The organism is Elizabethkingia miricola (assembly GCF_001675285.1).
Taxonomy (GTDB): domain Bacteria; phylum Bacteroidota; class Bacteroidia; order Flavobacteriales; family Weeksellaceae; genus Elizabethkingia; species Elizabethkingia miricola.
The window spans coordinates 408,141-430,344 of record NZ_LSGQ01000003.1 but is presented as its reverse complement, the minus strand read 5'-3'; the positions used below and the strand labels follow the sequence as shown (position 1 = coordinate 430,344).

Sequence of the window (22,204 nt, the reverse complement as noted above, 5' to 3'; positions counted from 1 at the left end):
GGAAAACCGGGGCGTTTTTTATCTGTATGAAGTTAAATCTCCTGAGTAGCTTGAAGCCTGATCTAAAGCTTTATCAAAATCTGCCTTGGAGAAGAAAAGTGTACATTTCACCTCTTTCTCTTCTTTTATTTTATCCTTTAGCTGTTGATATAAAGAATTATTGAACTTTTCTTTCTTTTTATCTTCATCGCTCTGACTGTAATAATCATGGGCACTATTTTCATTAGAAGCACTTTCCAGAGTAAACGGAATCCGCAAAGAGAATATACTTACCTTGTCTCCTTTCGCCCATCTCAGGATCAGTTCATCACCATTTCCACCAATATCTTTAATCTCTGCTTCTCCAAAATCCTTGTTCAGCTGGTCAATAATTTTAATAATATCAGCTGGCGTCGCATAATCGGTTTGAGCACTTACTAACAATACCCTTTCATCATTTTCGTCTGAACATAGGCCTAAAGATTCAAACTTTACATCTGCAAATGAAGCTAGTGGACGCTTTTTACTCATGGATACTGTACTATACTGAATATAGTTTTGTTGTACAGCGCTGTTTTTAATACTTTGTTCTTCCGATGAAATTGAGTAATTGGTTTTACCTCGAAATACGTTTTCATCTTTGAAAAATTTATCAAGGTTTAGTTTAAAGTCAAAATTATTGAGATCCAAAACATTCTTCCCATACTCTGGTGCTTTACTACACGAACTAAGCAGAAATAAAGCCGTTGTTATAATAAATATCTTTTTCATTTTTCAGTATGTTTTATAATTTAACCGGGTTGCCTTTGTAATCGTAGTATTGACCATTAATATTATAATGTGCAGTAGGATGACTTATAATATCTGCTTTGTAATCTGCTCCTCCCGGGAAGGTTAAGACTTTATTTCCTTTGGTATCGATTAAATAATATTCACCACTGGATAAAATAAGTGCATAACCTTTATAAAAAGGATAAGCCTCATCGAATTTATAATTAAAAACAGGCTGCCCTTTGGTATTGATATAAAAATAAGGAGAATTACCTGAGTCATAAATTGCTACCGGAGCCAGCCCGCTGGAAAAGTTACCAACATAGGAGTACTGTGGTTGTGAAATTATTTTTCCGTCACCTGTCATAATTCCTAATTTTTCGAGATCTATATACTCCATTTCTTTGGTAGGAAGTTCTCTGTAGGCAATCATATTTTGCCCTATACTCCGCAATTCATTAGGTTTCATTTCTACTGTCAGCTTTCCGTTCTCATCTATTACACCATATTTATTGTCTTTCCCTTTAATTACAATATTAGGGCTTCCTTCTGTTGTGGATACTTCCTTTGTAAATGGTGTTTCCAGTTTCTTTCCTTTTATAGAATAGAAATCGTAGTATGGTCGTCCTCTTTTTGTAGCTTTCGCTATAAAAACATTCCCGGCCATTGTAATATCATCATATTTAAAAGGAATAATCTCATCCTTATTATTTTTAAGAACCCCTGTATAATCCTCTTTATTGTTAAACAAAGAAAAATCATTATTCAGTGTTCTTTTATAGCTCATATTATCTGGCAGTTTTTCCAGTTTCTTATTTTTCAGATCCAGAAAATAAGAGGTTTCTATTGTATCTACACGATTTGTAAAATACAGATTATCTTTCCGCTCTAACTGTTCGTAAGTTGCCGGAATGATAATATTGGAATTTTTGTCTATGATTCCGTATCGATCGGACTTTTCATCAAAGAACACTTCATTTCCTTCGGGCTTTATTAAAGCAGAAGCCATCAAATCTTTACTTAGTATCTCTTCTTTCGTAGCTACATAAAAATAGATTTTATCCACTTCAGCTGGAAATCCTAATTCTATTTTCGAAGTTTTTGGAGCGATCAGATCCTTATACTTTTTTGTAAATTCTTCTATGATACGCATTATTTTTCCGAAAGAAAGCTTCTTGTCGTCTGCTTTAGCAAATTCATCAATATCTTTTGTAAGCTGCTGAAGTTTGTTCTTATAAGTAAAGGCTTTTTCGGAAAGCTCCTGTAAGTCTTTAACCATAGCTTCTTTGCCAGCTTCTCCTCCTGCTTTCTTTAAGGTATTCAGCATTTTTTGCATTTCTCCCAGCACCTGACTGCTTATTCCTGTAGAAGGGAAACTCGAATAATTACTGGTTGCAACCAAAACACCATCTGATGTTACACCTTGCTGCCCAATAATCTTAGAACCTATTTCTATCGGAATGCTAATTTCAGCTGACTGTCCATCAAACTTATCGATTTCAATTTTTGTTCCTTTGTAAGTTGCCTCTTTGAGGTTAGATTTGCTAATAACCAAAGTATCATAAGCTACAGGAAAAGAATAGCTGGCTGTTACCGCTATACTATCCGGTTGTTTTAATTTCAGACTTTCAGGTGTAACCTCTTTATTTCCTTCAAAAATTTTGTTGATTTTATATTTGATATCATAAGCATCTATTTTCTGCATCGCCTTCAAAGGGTTAAAAGAAAATCCTGAGGTAGGTAATCTGAAAGACTGAATAGCATTAACTTCTTTAATATCATTAAAATCTTTTCGGATAGAATCGGGTGAGCCCAAACCAAAAGCTTTCGCAGTATCTCTAACAGTCCCAGTTCCTGATCCGGAGACTTTAGCACTCATGGAGAAACTACCGGAAAACTCGACACTGTTAGCCGTATCTATCACTCTTTTTATAAACTTTGCGTCTTTATCTAGCTGCTCTTTCAACTGACTCTGAGACATTCCGGAGCGCGATTGGATATAATCAGCTTTTGTTTCGATATCTTCAATTCCTTTACTGGAACATGATCCCAGTATAATACTGATGATAAGAAAAGCTAATAAACTTTTTATTTTCATATGATGTTTTGTGTAGTTTTAGATAATAAATAGGAATAATTAAGAACCAAATATATCATCGTTTATTGATATAAAACTCATTTACAGAAATTATTTGATGTTTTTCATTCAATTCAAACTGATAAAAACCGTCATGGGGTTTAGCAATAATCGTTTGTTTCCTTTTCAGAAATACGGCTTTGGGTACCTTCACCCAATCGTTCTTGCCAAAATAAGTTATACTGTCTGCCAATTTATAGGTTTTGCTTTTTTTAGCGATACAGCTAATGTGAGATTCTTCATGTTCATTTTTTCCGTCTTCATCTGGCACATAAGCCCGAATAACAGTAGCACACTGAAATAAAACTCCATTCTTGCCGAAGCGGATATTGGTTCCGATTACGGGGCGATTATTATATTCTGAGCATGGACAGTCCTGTTGTTCTTTCCCTACATTATTACTTATTTCGTCTTGTGGTATCCAGGAGACCAATAGTATTACTGTAATAACATACCAATATTTCATCGTTATCTGTTATTTGGTTATTTAAATATAAAAAAATCCTGACAAGAAATATCTCATCAGGATTTTAGTAATATTTTTGGTCGTTTATCTTCCTATAACTTCGGTAATTGGCTTACCAACAGCACCACTAGGGAACTGAATTTTAAGTAAAGATGAAACAGTTGGTGCAATATCCGTCATATGGTATGGCTGATTGGATTCTCCCTGCTTGATACCCCATCCCATGAAAAGTAAAGGAATATGTGAATCATAAGAGTTCCATACACTGTGTGTTGTTCCTTTTTTGGAATATGCCGAAAGATATCCATCTTTAGAAATGATCTGAATATCTCCGCTTCTTTTCCAGTTATAGCCATTGATTACTCTGGATTTTATCGGTTCCGGAATTGAAGCTTCTGCTATTTCTTCTGTACTAAGAACATACAGAACAGAAGGTTCATTTTTAAGCTCTTCCATTACGTAATCTCTTACATCATCCAGCTTCAATTTGCTGTCTGCTAAAACCTTTCTATCGAAATAAACCTGATAGTTCATTGCAGCTGCAATTATATTATCAGCACCGAATTTTTGTTTCAGCTTAACGTTCATTTCTTTTTTCATGTCTTCCACAAAGAAGCCTGTCGGCATTTTATGCGCCTGCATAAAGCCTACAGAATGTGCTGCACCATGATCCGCAGAAAGGAAGACAAGGTAGTTTCCTTTTCCAACCTTTTTATCGAGGTTATTGAAGAAGTCAGCCAAATCTCTGTCTAATCTCAGATAAGTATCCTCAACTTCTATAGAATTTGGACCAAAGTTGTGTCCTACATAATCCGTTGAAGCCAGGTTTACTGTAAGGAAGTCAGTAATGTCATCAGCTCCCATTTGGTTACCATCAATAGCGGCATCTGCCATCTGAAGAGTTAAAGTATTTCCAAATGGTGTAGTACGGATTAATCCTTTTTTAGCTTCATAATCTTTAGCCAGATCTGTATAAGGGAATGTAGGCGTTTTCTTACTTCCTAATAAGCCTTCCCACTCTACATTATCTTCTGAACTTTCTGTATACTGATTAATTGGCAATAGTGTATTCCAGCCATTGGCTACCAACTGAGCCGGAACATTTTTATTATTAAAGTCGTTTACCCATTTAGGTAATTCTTTAGTATAGTATGTACTGGTAATGAATTTACCAGTAGTATCATCGAACCAAAATGCTCCTGTTGGGTTGTGCCCTGCAGGCAGAATCGATGCTCTGTCTTTCAATGAAACACCTACAACCTTAGAAGTAAAGTTTGTTGCCAATCCTAACTGATCTGTTACAGTTGTAGACCAAAGATTTCTTGGTGAATGCTGTCCCATAGCATTAGAAGTAGTTCCTACCGGTTGTACTGTTTCATCGGATGTACAGTAAACACTTTTCCCTAATTCTTTATCATACCAATCGTTTCCTGCGATTCCGTGGATAGAAGGAACAGAACCTGTAAAGATTGAGGTGTGTCCGATTGCCGTTACTGTAGGTACATAGTCTATATGAACATTATTTAACGAATAACCGGTATTCAGCATTCTCTTAAAACCTCCTTCACCATACTTGCTATAATAACGGTAAAGATAATCCCATCTCATCTGATCAACTACCAGTCCTACAACAAGCTTAGGTCTTGGTACAGCATTAGTTTTTTGGGCTCCCAGCATTCCTGATACTACAAGAACTCCCAGCAACCACTTCTTCGGTGTTAACATGATTATTTTTAATTTATTAATGTATACTTTCCTGCTCTACTGCAATATGCCCTTCCCATTTATCTACAGCTGTTGTAGCCAAAGCATTTCCTAATACATTGGTCATACTACGCGCCATATCACAGAAGTGGTCGATTGGCAGAATTAAGGCAATACCTTCTGGTGGAATACCAAACATAGAACATGTAGCCACTACTACAATCAGCGATGCTCTTGGTACACCAGCAACACCTTTACTGGTAAGCATTAATACCAATAACATTAGTAACTGCTTTTCAATAGGCATATGAATATCATATACCTGAGCAATAAATAAAGATGCAAAAGTCATATACATCATACTACCATCCAGGTTAAAAGAATAACCCAAAGGAAGTGTAAATGAAATAATCTTATTCTGTGCTCCGAATTTTTCTAATTCTTCTACAAGTTTTGGGAAAACCGCTTCAGAACTAGTTGTTGTAAATGCAATTAATAAAGGTGTTTTTATATGTCTTAATAAGTCTTTTAATCTCTTTCCTAATACCAGATAACCAACTCCAAGTAGTACAGCCCATAGCGTTGCAATACCCAGAACGAATGCCAGTAAATAATGGGCATAAAGGGTAAATATTTCGAAACCGTATTTTGCAACGGCTGCTGCAACGGCTCCCAATACTCCTAAAGGTGCAAACCACATAACATAGTTTACCATGATTAGTACAACGTGAGCTATTTTGTCCAGGAAGTCTGTTACCATTTGTCCTTTTTCACCATAAGCACCTAATGCAATCCCAAAAATTACAGAGAAAACCACGATCTGCAGAATCTCGTTTGTGGAAAAAGCTTCGAAAATACTCTTTGGCACCATATGGTTAACAAAGTGTTCCAACGTAAAGTCGCTTTGTGTTTTTAATAAGTCTCCTGCATCGCTTACATTCATTACAATATCAGTCCCTTCTCCCGGTTTCATAATGTTAACCAGTACCAGACCTATTAATAATGATGTTAAAGATGCTGTAATGAACCATGTCATTGCTTTAGCACCAACACGTCCAACCATTTTCATGTCCCCCATTTTAGCGATACCTACTACCAATGTAGAGAATACTAATGGTGCAATAATCATCTGTACCAGACGAATAAATAAGCTACCTAAAAGTTTAATGTTTTTGGAAAAAGTATCGATAGTTTCCTTTGGATAGTTAAAGTGAACAATGGCTCCTATAATTACACCCAAGATAAGGGCGGCGATAATAGAAATAAAAAGTTTATTTTGTCCTTTCATAAAATTGTCTCTCCTGCAAATATAATTTAATTTTCTTGTAGTTCTGATTTAGTATGTATTAAATAAAAAACCTCTGTATATGAGGCTTTTCTTTATTCTAATACCCTATAAGTGACTTTCAGTACACCCTTTCGTACATCTCCTAATTTTTTAAAAGCTGACTTCGTAATATCAAAGGCTCTTCCTTTATGAAGATATCCTCTGTCGTTTACTTTTACGGTTACTGTATCTCCAGTGGCAACATTTGTAAGCAATACTTTGGTACCGAAAGGAAGATTTGCGTGTGCAGCGGTTAGTTTACCATTATCGAAAACTTCACCACTGGAAGTCTTGCGCCCGTTAAACGTGTCGCTGTAATAAGAAACTGTTGTTGACTTTTCTTCGCCTGACTTCATATTACTAACCGTACTACAAGCAATTGCCGGCAGCAGGGTTAACAGAAATATAACTCTACTCATTCGTTTTATCAATTTCATACAGGAGCCAAAAATAAGCATTTTTATTTTGACAGGTTTTTATACACTTTCCCGATATATAAACAAACTAATAATCAACGTTTTAAAAAAATAAATATTCTATTTACAGCAAACAAAAAGCCGGAAGACTAATCTTCCGGCTATGTTAAAGGGTTATCCCCTGATTCTATTATTTAAGTGTAGATTAATATATTAGTCTACAACTTCTCCGTATAAATCGAAATCGTCGGCAGAAGTAATTTTAACATTAACAAACTCTCCTACACTGATATACGTATTTTCAGCAGGTACCAAAACAGTGTTATCTACATCCGGAGAATCGAATTCTGTTCTTCCGATAAAGTAGTTTCCTTCTTTTCTATCGAACAGACATTTGAAGGTCTTACCAACTTTTTCCTGATTTATCTCATATGAAATTTGCTGCTGAACTTCCATAATTTCTTCTACACGGCGTTCTTTAACTTCTGCAGGAACATCATCTTCATAAATAAATGCACCTGTATTTTCTTCGTGAGAATAGGTAAAACAGCCTAATCTGTCAAAACGCTGATCTCTTACCCAGTTCTTCAATTCTTCAAAATGCTCTTCAGTTTCACCGGGGAAACCTACGATAAGAGTTGTTCTGATAGCCATTCCCGGAACTTTCTCACGGAACTTATCCAATAAAGCATTGGTTTTCTCGAAAGTAGTTCCACGTTTCATACGCTTTAGAACATCATTATTAATATGCTGAAGCGGAATATCTATATAGTTACAGATTTTAGGTTCTTCTTTTATAATCTCCAATACATCTTCCGGGAAACCTGTAGGGAAAGCATAGTGCAGACGAATCCACTCAATTCCTTCTACTTTTACAAGCTCTTTCAGAAGATCACCTAATGCACGTTTTTTATAAATATCTAATCCGTAGAATGTAAGATCCTGAGCGATAAGAATTAATTCTTTCACACCATTCTTAGCCAAATTCTCAGCTTCTTTTACCAGATTTTCTATCGGCGTAGAAATGTGATTACCTCTCATTAAAGGTATTGCACAGAAAGTACACGGTCTGTCGCAGCCTTCAGAAATTTTAAGGTAAGCATAATGTCTTGGCGTTGTAGTAAGACGCTCTCCTACCAGTTCATGACGGTAATCTGCTCCTAAATGTTTTAGCAAAATTGGCAGATCGCGGGTTCCGAAATACTGATCCACATCCGGAATTTCTCTTATCAAATCCGGCTTATATCTTTCGGAAAGACAGCCTGTAACGAAAACTTTTTCTACAGCACCCTGATTTTTAAGATCTACATATTCCAGAATTGTATTAATACTCTCTTCTTTAGCATTATCTATAAATCCACAGGTATTAATTACAACAATATCTCCCTTGTCTTCATGAACTACCTCTTTGCCATTGGCTTTAAGCTGCCCCATCAATACTTCGGAGTCATATACATTCTTGGAACACCCGAGTGTTACAATATTAATTTTCTTTTTATTAGAAGATTTTGTCCGCATTTGTCAATTTTCAGTTTGCAAAGATACGAATTTGAAATATGAAGTAAAAAGTATGGGGCATGAAACCTAAATGCTTCACACCCCATAGCTTGTTAAATTACACAAAAAATATCTACAGCTTATATAGTGTTTTGGGAACTTCACTTAGTACTTTCGTAGCAATTACAGAATTTGTATCTAAATTACGTTGCTCCAACGTAACTTTAATATCTGTACATGACACTCCATTCCATGTTCCTTTTAAAGTAATTAATTTACCAGTATTTTTACCTCGTAGTTTAGCAGTATAATTTAGATTAATTAAATATCTACCTACTGTCGCTGTTGCAGTAACACTAGTTCTTGGAGCAATGACAATTGGAAAATTATAAGTTTGCGTATCCTCCATAGTTTCACTTTTCCCATAGGTAGAGGAATAATTGGTATTCACTGTAGTTGTGATTTTTCCTTCTGCAATAATAGGAATACCAACCTTAAGCGTAGTATTAACACTTAAAGAGCCACCCGTAGTCTTAGACCAATTAGAGGAAAATGATGCTCTCTTAGAAAAACCAGTTGTCATACTCTGTTGTACAGAAGTATTATTTGAATAGAACCAAGTAGTAATGAAATCTGGTTGTTTGATTATTGTCCCGGTATCCGGATTATCATATTCCAAACTAATAATTTCAAAATCATCAATAGGTCTTATTTCAAATTCCTGTTTTCCCTGACTAAGATATTTATCTACAAAAATCTTACTCGCATCAGAATTCCCTATAACTCCATAGGTTGTAATACCATTGTCTCTATATCTTATCCCTGTATTTTGTAAGATATAAGCATCAGGATGAACAGTACCTCCTCCTAAAAACTGCCAGAAAGTTCCTCTAAAAGAGTTGTCTCTTATCTTAGGGATCAAGGAACTCGTAGCAGGATTGATACCGGTAGTCAAAACGTACTTTTGTCCATTGATAAAAGTATATATTGAAATTCCTCCATTTGATTCAGACGGAAACTCTAAATAGAATTTTTGATTATCTGAGTTATTTTGTTTTTCAAAAGTTGCATTACGATTCGTTCCTTGTGTCGTAAGATAAAAATTGCCATTAACATTTTCTTTAGATATAATATTAACAGGATAATCTTTTAATTCTAAAAAAGAACTACTTCTGTCTTCTATAAAATTCCCGGCATTCTTTAGTATACTTGCAGAAGCCTGTAGAGCATTTTTTTCATTTTTAATTTCATCTTCTCTTGAACAAGAAGATAAAAGGATTAATATAATAGATGAAAATAGTAAGCTAATTATTTTTTTCATTTTATTTTAATTTATAATATTTATTGTGATTATGTTATTTATGCTATATGGTAAGGTTATTTAGTTATACTGTATTTTCCTTCAGCATCTGTTTCACCACCTGTATGAGTACCCCACTCAACACCATTTTTAGCTTCCGATACTGTTACTGGTTCATGATATAGAGTAACGATAACTTGAGTCCCATCCCCTGCTTCTGCTCTATTAACTTTCCAGCGTGTCTTTAGTCCTACTTTTACATTATCTTTTGTACGAGTAGAAGAAGCATCATCTGTTCTTGTTAACTCAATATCTGACTTAGTGAAATTAAAAACTATAAAATGTTCATTTATAGCCTTCTTAATTGCTTCAGTTGCATCTTCATTTCCATTTAAGAATGAAACTGACACATCATAGCTATGACCATCCTGTAATTTAATTTTAGGAAAAGCAGTACTATTTTGTTGGTAACTGTAAACAGCGGTTGTTTTATCCGCAATGTCAGTTACATTTAAAACAACATTAGAAATCGTCTCTTGATCTAGATCGTCTTCTTCCACAGAACCTCTGTTACATGATAAAGACACTAAGCTTAAAGTTGCTAATAAAACGCTGATATTGAATATTCTGAATATATTTTTCATTTTGTTATAAATTTATTTTTGTTATTGAAAGAAATATAAATGGTTACAATTAACATAACCTCCATATATATTTAATCTTTAACTGATGATTAAAAATTGTATTTAAGATTTAAGATAAAATTGCGCCCAGCTTCATAGCTAAAGAAACGCAGTCTGTTGAGATAATCTTTATAATTGGTATTTAAAAGATTATTTACGGTAAGTCCTACAGAGAAATTTTTATAAATATCAACTCCGGCCTGCAGTCCCCACAGATTATATGCTTTTGGAGGGGTTGAAAGGTCTAATATTGCTGTATAAGCTTCTCCCGTATCTCTGTACAGAGTAATGTCTATCGGATTGTATGGATATCTGTTCTGGTGAAACACCTGTCTGTTATTCACATTGAAATAGAAATTACTCCACTCCGGTTTATTAAACTCTATAGCATTGTAAACGTTAGTTGGTGCCATCAGTATTAGCGGAACATTATTTGTCATATCCTGTCCGTATAAATAAGCTGCACGACCTTTATATGTTAAATTAGAAGTAAGTCTCCAGTTAACATCTAAGTCTGCACCAAACATTTTGGCATCAATCTGTTGATAACTCCATACCGGGAAAACGCCACGAATTGTATTCTGTATTCCTGTAGGAACTTCGTTGATATAGTTTTTGGTATAGAAAAAATATGGATTCAGTGAAATTTGTAATCCTTGTAGTGCATTAATTTTGCTTTCGATTAACAAATTGAACTGATTACCCGTTTCATTTTTCAGGCTCATATCACCAACTTCTATAACCGATGCTGAATGATGTAATCCATCGGAGAATAATTCTGCAATATTTGGTGTTCTGCTTACTCTGGAATAATTAAATTTCAAATTAAGTGTTGAAGAGGGCTTATATTCTACCCCGGCACTGAAAGAAAAATTATGATAATTCAGAATTGGATTTGTAAGTGTACGGCTCTTGTCTTCTTTTACTTTAAATTCCGGATATAAGGCTGCATAACGACTATTCCAATCCGAAGTATCGTACCATTTTTGTACATCATATCTGTTAAAATCGTATCTGGCAGACGCTTCTGTATTCCATTTTGAATTGAATTTATATTTAAATATGGAATAAACGCCACCTGCATATTTATCATAATTAGGAATCAGCCTTCTGGCTTTAGTAGCCGGATCCGAATAATTGTTCTGATAGGTCCCATCAATTCCGGATTCCAGACTCCAGTTATCCTTATTCAGTAAATGATTAATATTAATCTGATTTGTAATTAGAGCCATGTCCAGAGCTGGTAGTTTATTAAGATCTCCAACGCGGACATCATATTCCTGTCGGTGATTGTACTGGAAACTATAGGTTAATGACAGTTTACCGAAGTTTTTAAAATCATTATAAGCATTAAATTTCACCAAATGATGTTCTACAACCTGTTTAGGATTATCTATATCATAGCTGAAATTTCTTTCATAAATTGGACGTGGAGCATTTATAGCAGCATAAAAATCTTTTAAACTTCCAATATGTGAACCTCTGAAAATACCGAGATTTTGGTTAGTTAGATAATAATCTATGGAAAATCCTCTATGTGCATTTTTCTTCTGAACTCCAAAATTAAAAGAACTCGATTCTAGTCCGGTATTCATTAATCCGTAGTCAGGTGCCTTAAGGTCTCCTAGTTTATTATAAGCTCCGTTAGTATTAATTGCCCAGCCATTTTTCCATAGCTTCAGAAGGTTTACATTAACACCTCCGCCCCGGCCGTTAGACTGCCCATTCAGCGTTACACTACCTTCCAGTGTATCTTTTTTAGGATATATTGCTGGTTCCAACAATACAACCCCACCAATAGCATCACTGCCAAACTTTAGCGCCGAAGCTCCTTTTACCACATCTATATGCTGGTAATTATTAATATCCACATTAGGAGCATGCTCTACACCCCATTCCTGTTCAGCCATCTTTACCCCGTTATTAAGGATTGCAACACGGCTTCCGTACATCCCATGGATAATAGGCTTTACAATATTATTACCAGTTTTCAATCCTTCAACTCCGGATATATTTGTTAGCAAATTTCCCAGATTACTGGCCACATTTCTGGAAATCATATTTTTATCCAGAGAGCTAACAATCATAGCACCTGGAGTACGATGTTTTACATTCAGCACTACTGTTTCTATATCTTCAGCTCTATGCTCCAGATTAATTTCAAGTTTGAGATGCTTATCTACTTTCAGATTTTCTTTGAATGCATCAAACTTTGGATGTGTAACCACTACTGCATATTCTCCGCTGTTTATTTTCAGAGAAAAAACGCCTTTAGCATCAGATATTGCTTTAATACCCCCAATATTAATTTGTGCCTGAGCTATCGGAGAATGATTATCTGAATCTTTTACCGTCCCCTGTACGGTAAAGCTGCTTTGCGCATAAGACATTACCATACCACATAGCAGCAGGAATATCGTCATATATTTTGACATAATTTTACCTTAATTTGTTTTAGAACGTGTCTGTTGTAATGATGTACATCAAATTCGCCAGCATTTCTGATAGCTTATTAGAAGTATACAGCCATGTTGTTATACTCATAGAAATAATGAGCAAACTACATATTCATACACTATTACATGAATACATCTTACCAATACACAATTCAACGTTTCTACTTTATGCGACTGTAAGAGAATACAAACCGCTGTATACGTTAAACAAAAGGAGGTCCCCGTAAAGAAAAATAGGTTTTTGCTTCTAAGAAGAATTTTTGCTGATAGAAATAAATCTGTTCCGCAAAAATCTGAGAGCTGAATAACTCTAATGAAAAATCAAAAGATTCATAAATCTGATGGCTTCCCATAAGATGACAGGAAAGACAATCGTTGACATTTGGCTGGAAAGATTTTTCCATTTTCACTTTAGTTCCTGTACCAAATGTAACATCTGCTTTGTGGGTATGCAAAAATCCCGCAAAGAAAACTACGAAGGCGTATATGCCAACGATAATCCCTGCTACAAGCTTTTTATATTGCCCGGAATCTTTTTGCATTGCACAAATATAATAACTTTATGTGAGTTATATCTATCCGTGGAACAATCTAATGATTAAATATATTTGGAATTACAATTTTTTCAGGTTTTTCATCACTATACATAATATCAATATAACCTTCTCTACGCAGTGCTGGTATATCAATCAGTTGTACAACCTTTTTATAAAAAGCCTGATAAACAACTCCTTTTTCATTTGCATAAGAAACATCGAATCTTACTTCCGGCTGATCATTTACCAGAAGTCCGGTTTGTCTTACATTTCTTATTTCTGCAGAAACCATTTTGCCGGCATACAATAATTTTTGTTCCCATTTCTTCCCAAACATCAGAGGCTTGAGTAAAAGCTGATAGACAGCAACAAAAAGCAAAATCATAAAACCGGTAAAAATAATCGGATGCATGAAAGTAAGAAATTGCCATTCATGCCCTTTAGAATCCCGGTCGTAAAAATAAATATACAATCCTGCAACATAAGCCAGTAATAAGACAAGTCCCAACAACCTGTACAGCATACCGCTGTTGTTATATTTTGTTTGTTGTCCTTTCAGAATAAAATAAGGTGTATGCTCTACATTTCTGTTCAGCAGAATATCTATTTCTTTACCTTTTGCAAATCTGTTTTCTTCCGGCTTAATATCCACAAAGAAGTGACTGTCTTCAATAGGGTAATTATTGAGATTATTAAATCGAAGATTTAGCTGCAATAATTGCTGATTTTTTAAGGTTTCATTTTTCAGTATAACCTGACTTGTAATATTAGCTTTTCTTTCAATGCCATTTTTAGCAATACTCTGTATCACTTTCTTATCTTTTACAGGCTGTATTAAAGACTGATTAATAAAAAACCAGAGAATATATCCCCAAATAAGAACTGATAATCCTAACCAGAACCATGACCAAAACAATGAACTTTCTGGTGTATAGGTATCAGATGATTCATCAGTTGCCATATAGATAATAATGGGAAATGGTATACAAAAAAATAAAAGATACAGTCCCCAAAAGATGAGCATTCCTTTCTTCATACTTAAATTTCTTTACTAAAATAACACTTTTAACCATAGTTTAGTATGTACAACCGGAAAATGTGGATAAGTAGGAAAACAAGATTTAATAGAATATTTGCTATTTTTGAAAAAAAACCATGACCTCTATTCAACGGCTAATCTGTTTCTGCATAAGCTTGACAGGAGTTGCATATCCCGGCATTGCAAACGGACAAACAAAGACTACAAAGCTTTCCTGCTGCGAAGTTTCCGGTAGCAAAGCCCGGCAAATTACTTCACAAAAAAAAGTAAACCCACCAACTACAACAATTTCATTAAAAGATAAAAGCGCTACAGATGTAACAAACAAAATGGCTTTAATTCCTGCCGGTACTTTTATGATGGGTTCTAATGGTGATGAATGGTCTCGTAACTGGGAGTCACCTCAGCATAAAGTTTCGGTAAAGTCCTTTTATATGGATACACATGAAGTAACCAATGCTGAATTCGAAAAATTTGTAATTGCCACAGGCTACATTACTACAGCCGAAAAACCTGTTGACTGGGAAGCACTGAAAAAAGAACTACCACCTGATACTCCTAAACCTTCAGATGAGGATTTAATGCCTGGATCTATGGTCTTTGCTTCTCCTGAATCGGTAAACGGATTAGAAGATTACTCGCAATGGTGGCGTTGGGTAAAAGGAGCTGACTGGCAGCATCCACTTGGGCCGGGAAGTAATATAAAAGGTAAAGAAAATCATCCGGTAGTGCATGTTTCCTATTATGATGCTGTTGCCTATGCAAAGTGGACAGGAAAACGCCTTCCTACTGAGGCTGAATGGGAATGGGCTGCACGTGGTGGTTTAGATAACAAAATTTATCCATGGGGAGATGAACATATAAGCAGTGGATCTCAAAAAGCCAATTACTGGACAGGAACATTCCCAATAAAGAATACCGAAAAAGATGGTTATTATTATACTGCACCGGTTGGATCATATGCTCCAAATGCTTATGGCCTTTACGATATGGCCGGGAATGTTTGGGAAATATGCTCAGATTGGTTTAGTGAAAATTACTATCAGTCTTTACAAGGAAATCAAATAACCAACAATCCTGCAGGACCATCGAAACCTTATTATCCCTCCGAACCTTTTGCTAACAAAAGAGTGGTACGTGGCGGAAGCTTCCTTTGTAATGATTCATACTGTGCCAGCTATCGGGTTTCTGCAAGAATGCCTTATTCAGAAGACACAGGCATGGTACACACAGGTTTCAGATTGGTAAAAGATCTTGAAACCAAATAAAAAACTAAAACTAATTAACCATGAATAAAATCTTAACTCTGCTTTTGGGTTTATTGGCAATAGCCAATATTAATGCTCAGAAAAGCAAAAAACCAAATGTCCTTATTATTTATACGGACGACCTGGGTTATGGAGATCTCCGTTCATACGGAGCAAAATCCATTAACACACCCAATATTGATGCTCTTGCAAGTAATGGACTAAAATTCACCAATGCTTATGCAACAAATGCTACCTGCACACCGTCGCGCTATTCACTTCTTACAGGAACATATTCCTGGCGCAGGAATGATACCGGAGTGGCAAATGGTGATGCTTCCCTTATTATTAATGAGGATACTTATACATTAGCCGATCTTTTCAGAGATTCCGGATATGCTACAGGAGTTATTGGCAAATGGCATCTTGGGATAGGTGGCAAAGAAGGACCTAACTGGAACGGAACATTAAAACCTGGTCCTTTAGAACTGGGCTTTAATTATTCTTATATTATGGCTGCAACTCAGGATCGTGTACCATGTGTGTATATAGATGGACATCAGGTAGAAAATCTGGATCCTGCTGATCCTATTACAGTTAATTACAAAGGTCCAATTCCGAACGCTAACATACCGACATATAAAGAACATCCGGAATTATTGGAGATGACTTCTTCTAACGGGCACAACAATTCGGTTATAAACGGAATTGGACGCATTGGTTATATGTCCGGAGGAAAAGCTGCAATATGGGATGATTACAGTATGAATGAGCATTTCGCCGACAAGGCCAGCAAATTTATTACCGAACACAAGGATGAACCTTTCTTTCTGTATTATGCGACTCCGAATATCCATGTACCCAGAACTCCAAATAAAAAATTTGCTGGAAAAAGTGGAATGGGACCGCGTGGTGATGTTATTCTGGAATTGGATTATTGCGTAGGCCAGGTAATTAAAACATTGGACAGTTTAGGCATTAGAGACAATACTCTTATTGTTTTCAGCAGTGACAATGGTCCTGTAATAGATGACGGATACAATGATCAGGCAAAGCAACTCTTAGGCAATCATCGTCCGGCAGGAAACCTTAGAGGTGGTAAGTATAGTATATTCGAAGGTGGAACCCGAATTCCTTTTATTGTAAATTATCCTAAAAAAATAAAAAAAGGAGAAACCAATACGCTTATCAGCCAGATTGATTTGTTCGCATCTTTTGCATCTCTGAATAAACAAAACCTAAAACAAGGACAGGCTTTTGATAGTTTCAATATGCTAAACCAGTTATTAGGAAAAAGCAAAGAAAACAGACCATATCTGATAGAAGATGCATATGGAATTGCTATTATCAAAGATTCCTGGAAGTATATTAAACCTAATAACAGAAGTTCGTATCTAAAAGAAACGGAAACCGAATTAGGCAACAATCCTCAGCCTCAACTTTATGATCTCCGAACAGATGAAGAAGAAAAAATAAATGTTGCAGTAAAGCACCCCGAAAAGGTAAAAGAACTTGCTTCTCTTTTAGATGAAGTTATGAAGAAACCTATAAGTCAATAAATAGATCAAAAATAAAAACCGCTTCTTTTGAAGCGGTTTTTTTATAATTACCAACCTGGGTTTTGTTCTATTTTAGGATTTTTAGCAATCTCAACCGTTGGCAATGGCCACAAATAATCTTTCTTAGGATCAAATTTTCTCGAAGTAGCAGGCTGCAGTATAATATATTTGTTCGAATCTACTATAGTAGAAGTATCCCAGCCTCCTGTCGTAATGTATTCAGTAAACAAATAACTACCATATAATGTTTGAGGTAATTCTGTTTCTGCTGTTTTCCATCTTATTAGATCCCAATAACTAAACCCTTCATAGGCCAATTCTATCCTTCTTTCTCTTCTGATTTCTTCTCTCATATCTAATCCATTAGCCGTTACAAAAGCATTGCTTAATTTCGCCATAGAAACATAGTTAGGAGCAGCATCTGTCCCAATATTAACTTGTGGCAACCTTGCACGAAGCAAGTTCACTGTCTTATCTAAATCGGAATCTGAAATAGTACCATTAATCTCATATAATGCTTCTGCATAAGTTAATAATACTTCTGCATAGCGCAATATTGGACGGTCAATGAATGATCGTTGATATGTCCAATCATTTCTATTAGCATATTTTCTAATGCCATAACCACTTCTTTGATATGTTGGGTTTGGGGTTGTATAATCAGATGTCGCAATAAATTCATCACCTCTTTTGAAAAGAGTAAATGACATCCTAGGATCTCTTTTCTTAAAGAAATCTGCATGTGTCATTGTTGCGTCTGGTGTTTTATATAAAGGAGATTTAGTAATTGGCAGTCCGTCTGCCATTAAGTATCGGCTCACAAAATTATTCGTTGGAACAATATAACTTCCTTCATAAATACGTTGTGTAAGGTGAGAAACTACATTATTATTTGCATCTACTCCATAAATACGCACTATGATATTTTCTTTATTAGCTCTTCCGTCCCCTTTTTCCTGAAAAAGATTATAATATGCATCATTTAACTGTTGCCCATTAGTACCAACTGTTGGAGTACTAAACAAGGCATGCTGTCCGGAATTCATAACTTTTTCAGCACATTCCTTAGCAATATTCAAATGTTTTGCCGGTGTTCCATAGCCATGATATTTACTTCTTGTACCTTCAAATAATGCAATTCTTGCCTTGAATGCTAAAGCTGCAGTATTAGAAATCCTTCCATATTCACCCGCCGTATTTAGTTGATCCGGTGTTCTAAGAACGCTTATTGCATAGTCCAGGTCGCTATAAATGAGATCTAAAACTTCATCTCTTGTTGCACGAGGTTTAAATACATCAGGATCATCAATCTGCATGGTCTTAGTAATAAGAGGAACTCCTCCAAATCTTTTAAACATTTCAAAATAATACCATGCTCTGAAAAAACGAGCCTCTCCGACATATTGATTAACCACTGTAGCATCAGCACCTTTGGCAATTACTTTAGGAGCTTTTTCTATTAAATTATTTGCCTGAAAAATACCATAATAGCTATAATCACTACTGCTCGTGGGAGCAACTCTTGATCCATCACTTATGTTATTAGCATTATTATTAGGATATGCATCTGCAGACCAGTTATCATTAGTTTCCGCAAGCCCTGGTAAAGTTGTATAAAAATAATTTGCGGCAAGTCGTACATCAGATGCTGAATTCCAAAAATTACCATCTGAAACTGATGTTTCAGGAAATCTATCTGTATTACATGAAACCACCGAAGTCAATAATGGTAATGTCAATAAACTTATATATATAATATTTTTTTTCATTTTTTTCTAATTAAAAGTCAATATTTACACCTAGAGAAACTGTTTGAGCAAAAGGATAACCTCCAACAACTCCTTGTGGTTGTTCTGGATCTATAGTTCCTTTAAAGACTCCCAGTTTGGAAAATGTCAATAAATCTTCACCGGAAATATAAATACGCATACGAGAAATTGGCATATTCTTCAATGCCTCTTTAGATAAAGAATAACCTAATTGAACATTTTTCAGTCTTGCATAAGCACCATTGATAAACCATTTATCAGAATTCACATAATTATGATCTCCAGATAAATAAGGTCTAGGGAAGGCAGCATTAGGATTATCTGGTGTCCAGTAGTCCATTTGGAATGTCATTGGTAAATTCCAAGGTTGAATAGCAGGCTGCATTAACTCATTACCTGGCTTAAATCTACGTTTAGCAATTCCCTGAATAAAGAAACTAAAGTCTACATTCTTATAATTCAGGGCAACATTAAACCCAAACTGATATCTTGGGTTAGTATCTCCTAAGTATACCAAATCTCCATGATCAGATACAGTTCCTTTTCCAGGACTAATCTCACCATTTCCATCAATATCCACATAACGAACATCTCCAATTCCTGGCACACCAGCTTTGTTCAATAGCTTCTTATAGCTAGGAGCCTTATCTACATCCCCTTGGTTTTGAAAGTATCCATCCGTTTTATATCCCCAAACAGAATTCAGTGCATATCCTTCTACCAAAGAATTTACACCTGCATTAATTGAATTACTTGATCCCCCATACCAAAGTAATTTATTCTGACTATCGGATACATTTGCTGTAATACTGTAACCAAAATCTTTTCCTATTTTATCTTTATAGCTTACAGTCGCTTCCCATCCCCATACTTTCAGTCTTCCTGCGTTTTGTTTTGGAGTACTAATACCTATTGTTGCAGGTAAATTTACAGGTACTAGCATGTTATTATTATATTTATTATAATAATCAAAAGAACCAGTTAATTTACGGTTGAATAATGAAAAATCGACTCCTAAATTTCTGGTTTCAACTGTCTCCCAGCCTAATAATAATGCAGGAAGACTATTTTGATACACATAAGTTTGTCTACCATTTCCTAAAACCAAACTTGTTCCTGTAGATAATTGCGATATATAATCATAATAACCTATACCAACATTAGAACCTACTTTTGCCCAAGATACCCTTGGTTTAAATTCATTCAATATATTTCCAGAAATTTTATCAAACCATGATTCTTTTGCTATATTCCAACCCAATGAAAATGAAGGGAAAATTTTGATTCGATCTCCATCTGTTAATCTTGAACTTTCATCACTTCTTATGGTAGCTTCAAATAAATATTTTTCCTTGTAGTTATAATTAAATCTACCAAAATAAGATTGCATAATATCCGAACTTACACCCTCTGCATTAGACTTATTAGCGGCATCAGAAGTAAATCCTAAACTTGGATTATCATTAACAAATAAATTTTTGGTACTTCCCTGTAAATAGCTATATCTATATTTCTGTAATTGGTAACCTCCTAATAGATGGAAATTATGGCCTCCTTGTAATTTCAAATCATAATCGACCATACCCTGAAAGTTTTCAGTAACTGTTTTATAATTAGTAACTGAATAATTATTAGGGTCATTTAGTTTTTTTATAGAACTAGCTGTTGGTCCTGCATAATAAGAAAGTGTCCTTCTAAAATTCTTATTTTCCTGATCTGTAGTTTCTCTACCATATACCAATTTAAAATCTAAACCTTTAGCTAAATTCGTAATAGTAGCGGTAATGTTATTAAAGAAATTTTCTTTTCTGTCTCTATTAAATCCACCATCTTTAAGTAAAGCATATCCAAAATAAGATGAGGTACCGCTGATATAATAACTTCCGTCAGGATTAAAAATAGGAAATCTTAATCTTGAATTATACATTTGTCTAAAAATACTATTTCCACCACCTTCTAATCCATTACCTCCATCTTGTGGATTATCCGTAGCTTGGGATGTATAAGCACTGCTGATATCAAATTTAAGATAATCATTAACTTTAGCAGAAACATTAATTCTTGCATTCCATCTGGAGAATAAATCTTCACCTACTTTAAAGATTCCATTTTGTTGCATATTCCCAATGGAAGCCATATAAGTAACTTTCTCATTCCCTCCAGAAATTTGTATATTATTGTTTGTCAATGTATAAACATCTCTTAAGGTAGCTTTTATAAAGTCTTGTTGATTATATGTTCTCCACAAGTTATTTGTAGGATCTAGAACAAACTCTATTCCCCTACGAGCATAATCAAGATCATCATCTTTATACTCTGGTGCCAATCCTGCATTTTTTCTTGCAAGATTCATATACTCCATTTCTTCTATTAGTGTTAAACGCTTAGGAAGGTTCATAGGTCTTTGGAACCCCGTATTACTCGAAAAAGAAATTCTCGCTTTCCCGCTTTTCCCTCTTTTTGTTGTAACCACTATTACCCCGCCAGCTGATTGTGCACCATAGATAGCTGTTGCTCCCCCATCCTTCAACACACTGATATTATCAATATCATCCGGATTTAGAGAAACAAAGGTTGACTCTGAGCTTACAACACCATCTATTACATATAATGGACTGACATTACCACTAGCAGAGGTAACACCTCGAATCTGCAAGTTCAATCCTTGTCCTCCAACTTTTCCTGACGTCCTGGTTACAGTCAATCCTGGCGCAGCACCTTGTATCATATTAGCAACTGTTGGTGACGGTCGGTCTTCTAACATTTTACTATCAATTGTAGAAACTGCGGTAGTTAAATTAGTCTTTTTTTGCTTTCCATATCCGACGACAACTACCTCATCTATAGTCTTAGATTTAGTAGTAGTGTCTGACTTTTTAGCACTTTCTTTTCGATTAGGAGTTTGCTGAGCCATGGCCATTTGTACTCCTGAAGTAGAGAGAAAAAAGGCGATAGCAACCTTCAGATAATTTGAAGGCACCATTGGGTGAATTCTCATAATTCGTTAATTTTAGGTTAATTAGTTTGTTAATTTTAAACGCAATCTAAATAAATTCGAAACCCAATATTAACATTACGTTAACTTTTTACGAAAACGTTTTAGTAAAATTCAAACCCCTGAAATAATGGACTAAAAAACAATATCCCAATTTTCATATATTCTTGTTTTTTACCAATTTTATGCATTTTAACAAAAAATAAATCCCCAAAAATGCCATATAGACAATACAAAACCCAAACTTTTATATTTTTGTATATAAATTAAGTTTCACTATATTTACCGAAACAATCATCAAAATAGACAAAGGAATGTGTAAA

Annotated in this window: 16 protein-coding genes; 2 read left to right on the top strand and 14 right to left on the bottom strand. The window is 35.0% G+C overall.

Features of this window, described 5'->3' with window-relative positions; genetic code table 11:
• Window positions 1-18: 18 nt before the first annotated feature.
• From ATE49_RS04880 to ATE49_RS04825, 12 genes are all read right to left on the bottom strand, one after another.
• Complete coding sequence (locus ATE49_RS04880) at window positions 19-750, bottom strand: membrane lipoprotein lipid attachment site-containing protein (RefSeq protein ID WP_065081270.1); 732 nt, start codon at window positions 748-750, stop codon at window positions 19-21.
• A 13-nt stretch (window positions 751-763) separates the two neighbouring features.
• On the bottom strand, window positions 764-2,848 hold the full coding sequence (locus ATE49_RS04875) for a WG repeat-containing protein (RefSeq protein WP_065081269.1): 2,085 nt from the start codon (window positions 2,846-2,848) through the stop codon (window positions 764-766).
• A gap of 55 nt (window positions 2,849-2,903) precedes the next feature.
• Window positions 2,904-3,353, bottom strand: coding sequence for a hypothetical protein (locus ATE49_RS04870; RefSeq protein WP_059343681.1), 450 nt, complete (start codon window positions 3,351-3,353; stop codon window positions 2,904-2,906).
• An 84-nt stretch (window positions 3,354-3,437) separates the two neighbouring features.
• A complete protein-coding gene (pafA, locus tag ATE49_RS04865; protein WP_065081268.1) occupies window positions 3,438-5,078 on the bottom strand; it encodes an alkaline phosphatase PafA in 1,641 nt (546 codons plus the stop codon).
• 16 nt (window positions 5,079-5,094) lie between these two features.
• Complete coding sequence (locus ATE49_RS04860; protein ID WP_009087882.1) at window positions 5,095-6,345, bottom strand: dicarboxylate/amino acid:cation symporter; 1,251 nt, start codon at window positions 6,343-6,345, stop codon at window positions 5,095-5,097.
• A gap of 92 nt (window positions 6,346-6,437) precedes the next feature.
• Complete coding sequence (locus ATE49_RS04855) at window positions 6,438-6,803, bottom strand: septal ring lytic transglycosylase RlpA family protein (protein WP_024564888.1); 366 nt, start codon at window positions 6,801-6,803, stop codon at window positions 6,438-6,440.
• A 210-nt stretch (window positions 6,804-7,013) separates the two neighbouring features.
• Window positions 7,014-8,318, bottom strand: a complete 1,305-nt coding sequence (gene rimO, locus ATE49_RS04850; RefSeq protein WP_058877510.1) for a 30S ribosomal protein S12 methylthiotransferase RimO — start codon at window positions 8,316-8,318, stop codon at window positions 7,014-7,016.
• A 112-nt stretch (window positions 8,319-8,430) separates the two neighbouring features.
• Window positions 8,431-9,618 carry an ETX/MTX2 family pore-forming toxin gene (locus tag ATE49_RS04845; RefSeq protein WP_059343679.1) on the bottom strand — a complete coding sequence of 396 codons (1,188 nt, stop codon included), beginning with the start codon at window positions 9,616-9,618 and terminating at the stop codon, window positions 8,431-8,433.
• A 56-nt stretch (window positions 9,619-9,674) separates the two neighbouring features.
• Window positions 9,675-10,241: a hypothetical protein gene (locus ATE49_RS04840; protein WP_065081267.1), complete on the bottom strand. Its 567-nt coding sequence runs from the start codon at window positions 10,239-10,241 to the stop codon at window positions 9,675-9,677.
• Window positions 10,242-10,330: 89 nt separating this feature from the next.
• Window positions 10,331-12,715 carry a TonB-dependent receptor gene (locus tag ATE49_RS04835; protein WP_078796001.1) on the bottom strand — a complete coding sequence of 795 codons (2,385 nt, stop codon included), beginning with the start codon at window positions 12,713-12,715 and terminating at the stop codon, window positions 10,331-10,333.
• A gap of 224 nt (window positions 12,716-12,939) precedes the next feature.
• Window positions 12,940-13,278: a hypothetical protein gene (locus tag ATE49_RS04830; RefSeq protein WP_024568565.1), complete on the bottom strand. Its 339-nt coding sequence runs from the start codon at window positions 13,276-13,278 to the stop codon at window positions 12,940-12,942.
• Between the two features lie 49 nt (window positions 13,279-13,327).
• Window positions 13,328-14,308 carry a hypothetical protein gene (locus tag ATE49_RS04825; protein WP_065081266.1) on the bottom strand — a complete coding sequence of 327 codons (981 nt, stop codon included), beginning with the start codon at window positions 14,306-14,308 and terminating at the stop codon, window positions 13,328-13,330.
• A 119-nt stretch (window positions 14,309-14,427) separates the two neighbouring features.
• Here ATE49_RS04825 and ATE49_RS04820 point away from each other — a divergent pair, with 119 nt between their 5' ends.
• Together ATE49_RS04820 and ATE49_RS04815 are read left to right on the top strand one after the other, a co-directional pair.
• Window positions 14,428-15,579, top strand: coding sequence for a formylglycine-generating enzyme family protein (locus ATE49_RS04820; RefSeq protein ID WP_065081265.1), 1,152 nt, complete (start codon window positions 14,428-14,430; stop codon window positions 15,577-15,579).
• A gap of 20 nt (window positions 15,580-15,599) precedes the next feature.
• The gene (locus ATE49_RS04815; protein WP_065081264.1) at window positions 15,600-17,117 is read left to right on the top strand and encodes a sulfatase family protein; all 1,518 of its coding nucleotides are present in this window, start codon (window positions 15,600-15,602) and stop codon (window positions 17,115-17,117) included.
• Window positions 17,118-17,164: 47 nt separating this feature from the next.
• Here ATE49_RS04815 and ATE49_RS04810 read toward each other — a convergent pair whose 3' ends face one another.
• Together ATE49_RS04810 and ATE49_RS04805 are read right to left on the bottom strand one after the other, a co-directional pair.
• On the bottom strand, window positions 17,165-18,886 hold the full coding sequence (locus ATE49_RS04810; protein WP_065081263.1) for a RagB/SusD family nutrient uptake outer membrane protein: 1,722 nt from the start codon (window positions 18,884-18,886) through the stop codon (window positions 17,165-17,167).
• Between the two features lie 10 nt (window positions 18,887-18,896).
• Entirely contained in the window at window positions 18,897-21,884 is a 2,988-nt protein-coding gene (locus ATE49_RS04805; RefSeq protein WP_065081262.1) for a SusC/RagA family TonB-linked outer membrane protein, read from the bottom strand.
• Window positions 21,885-22,204 lie beyond the last annotated feature (320 nt).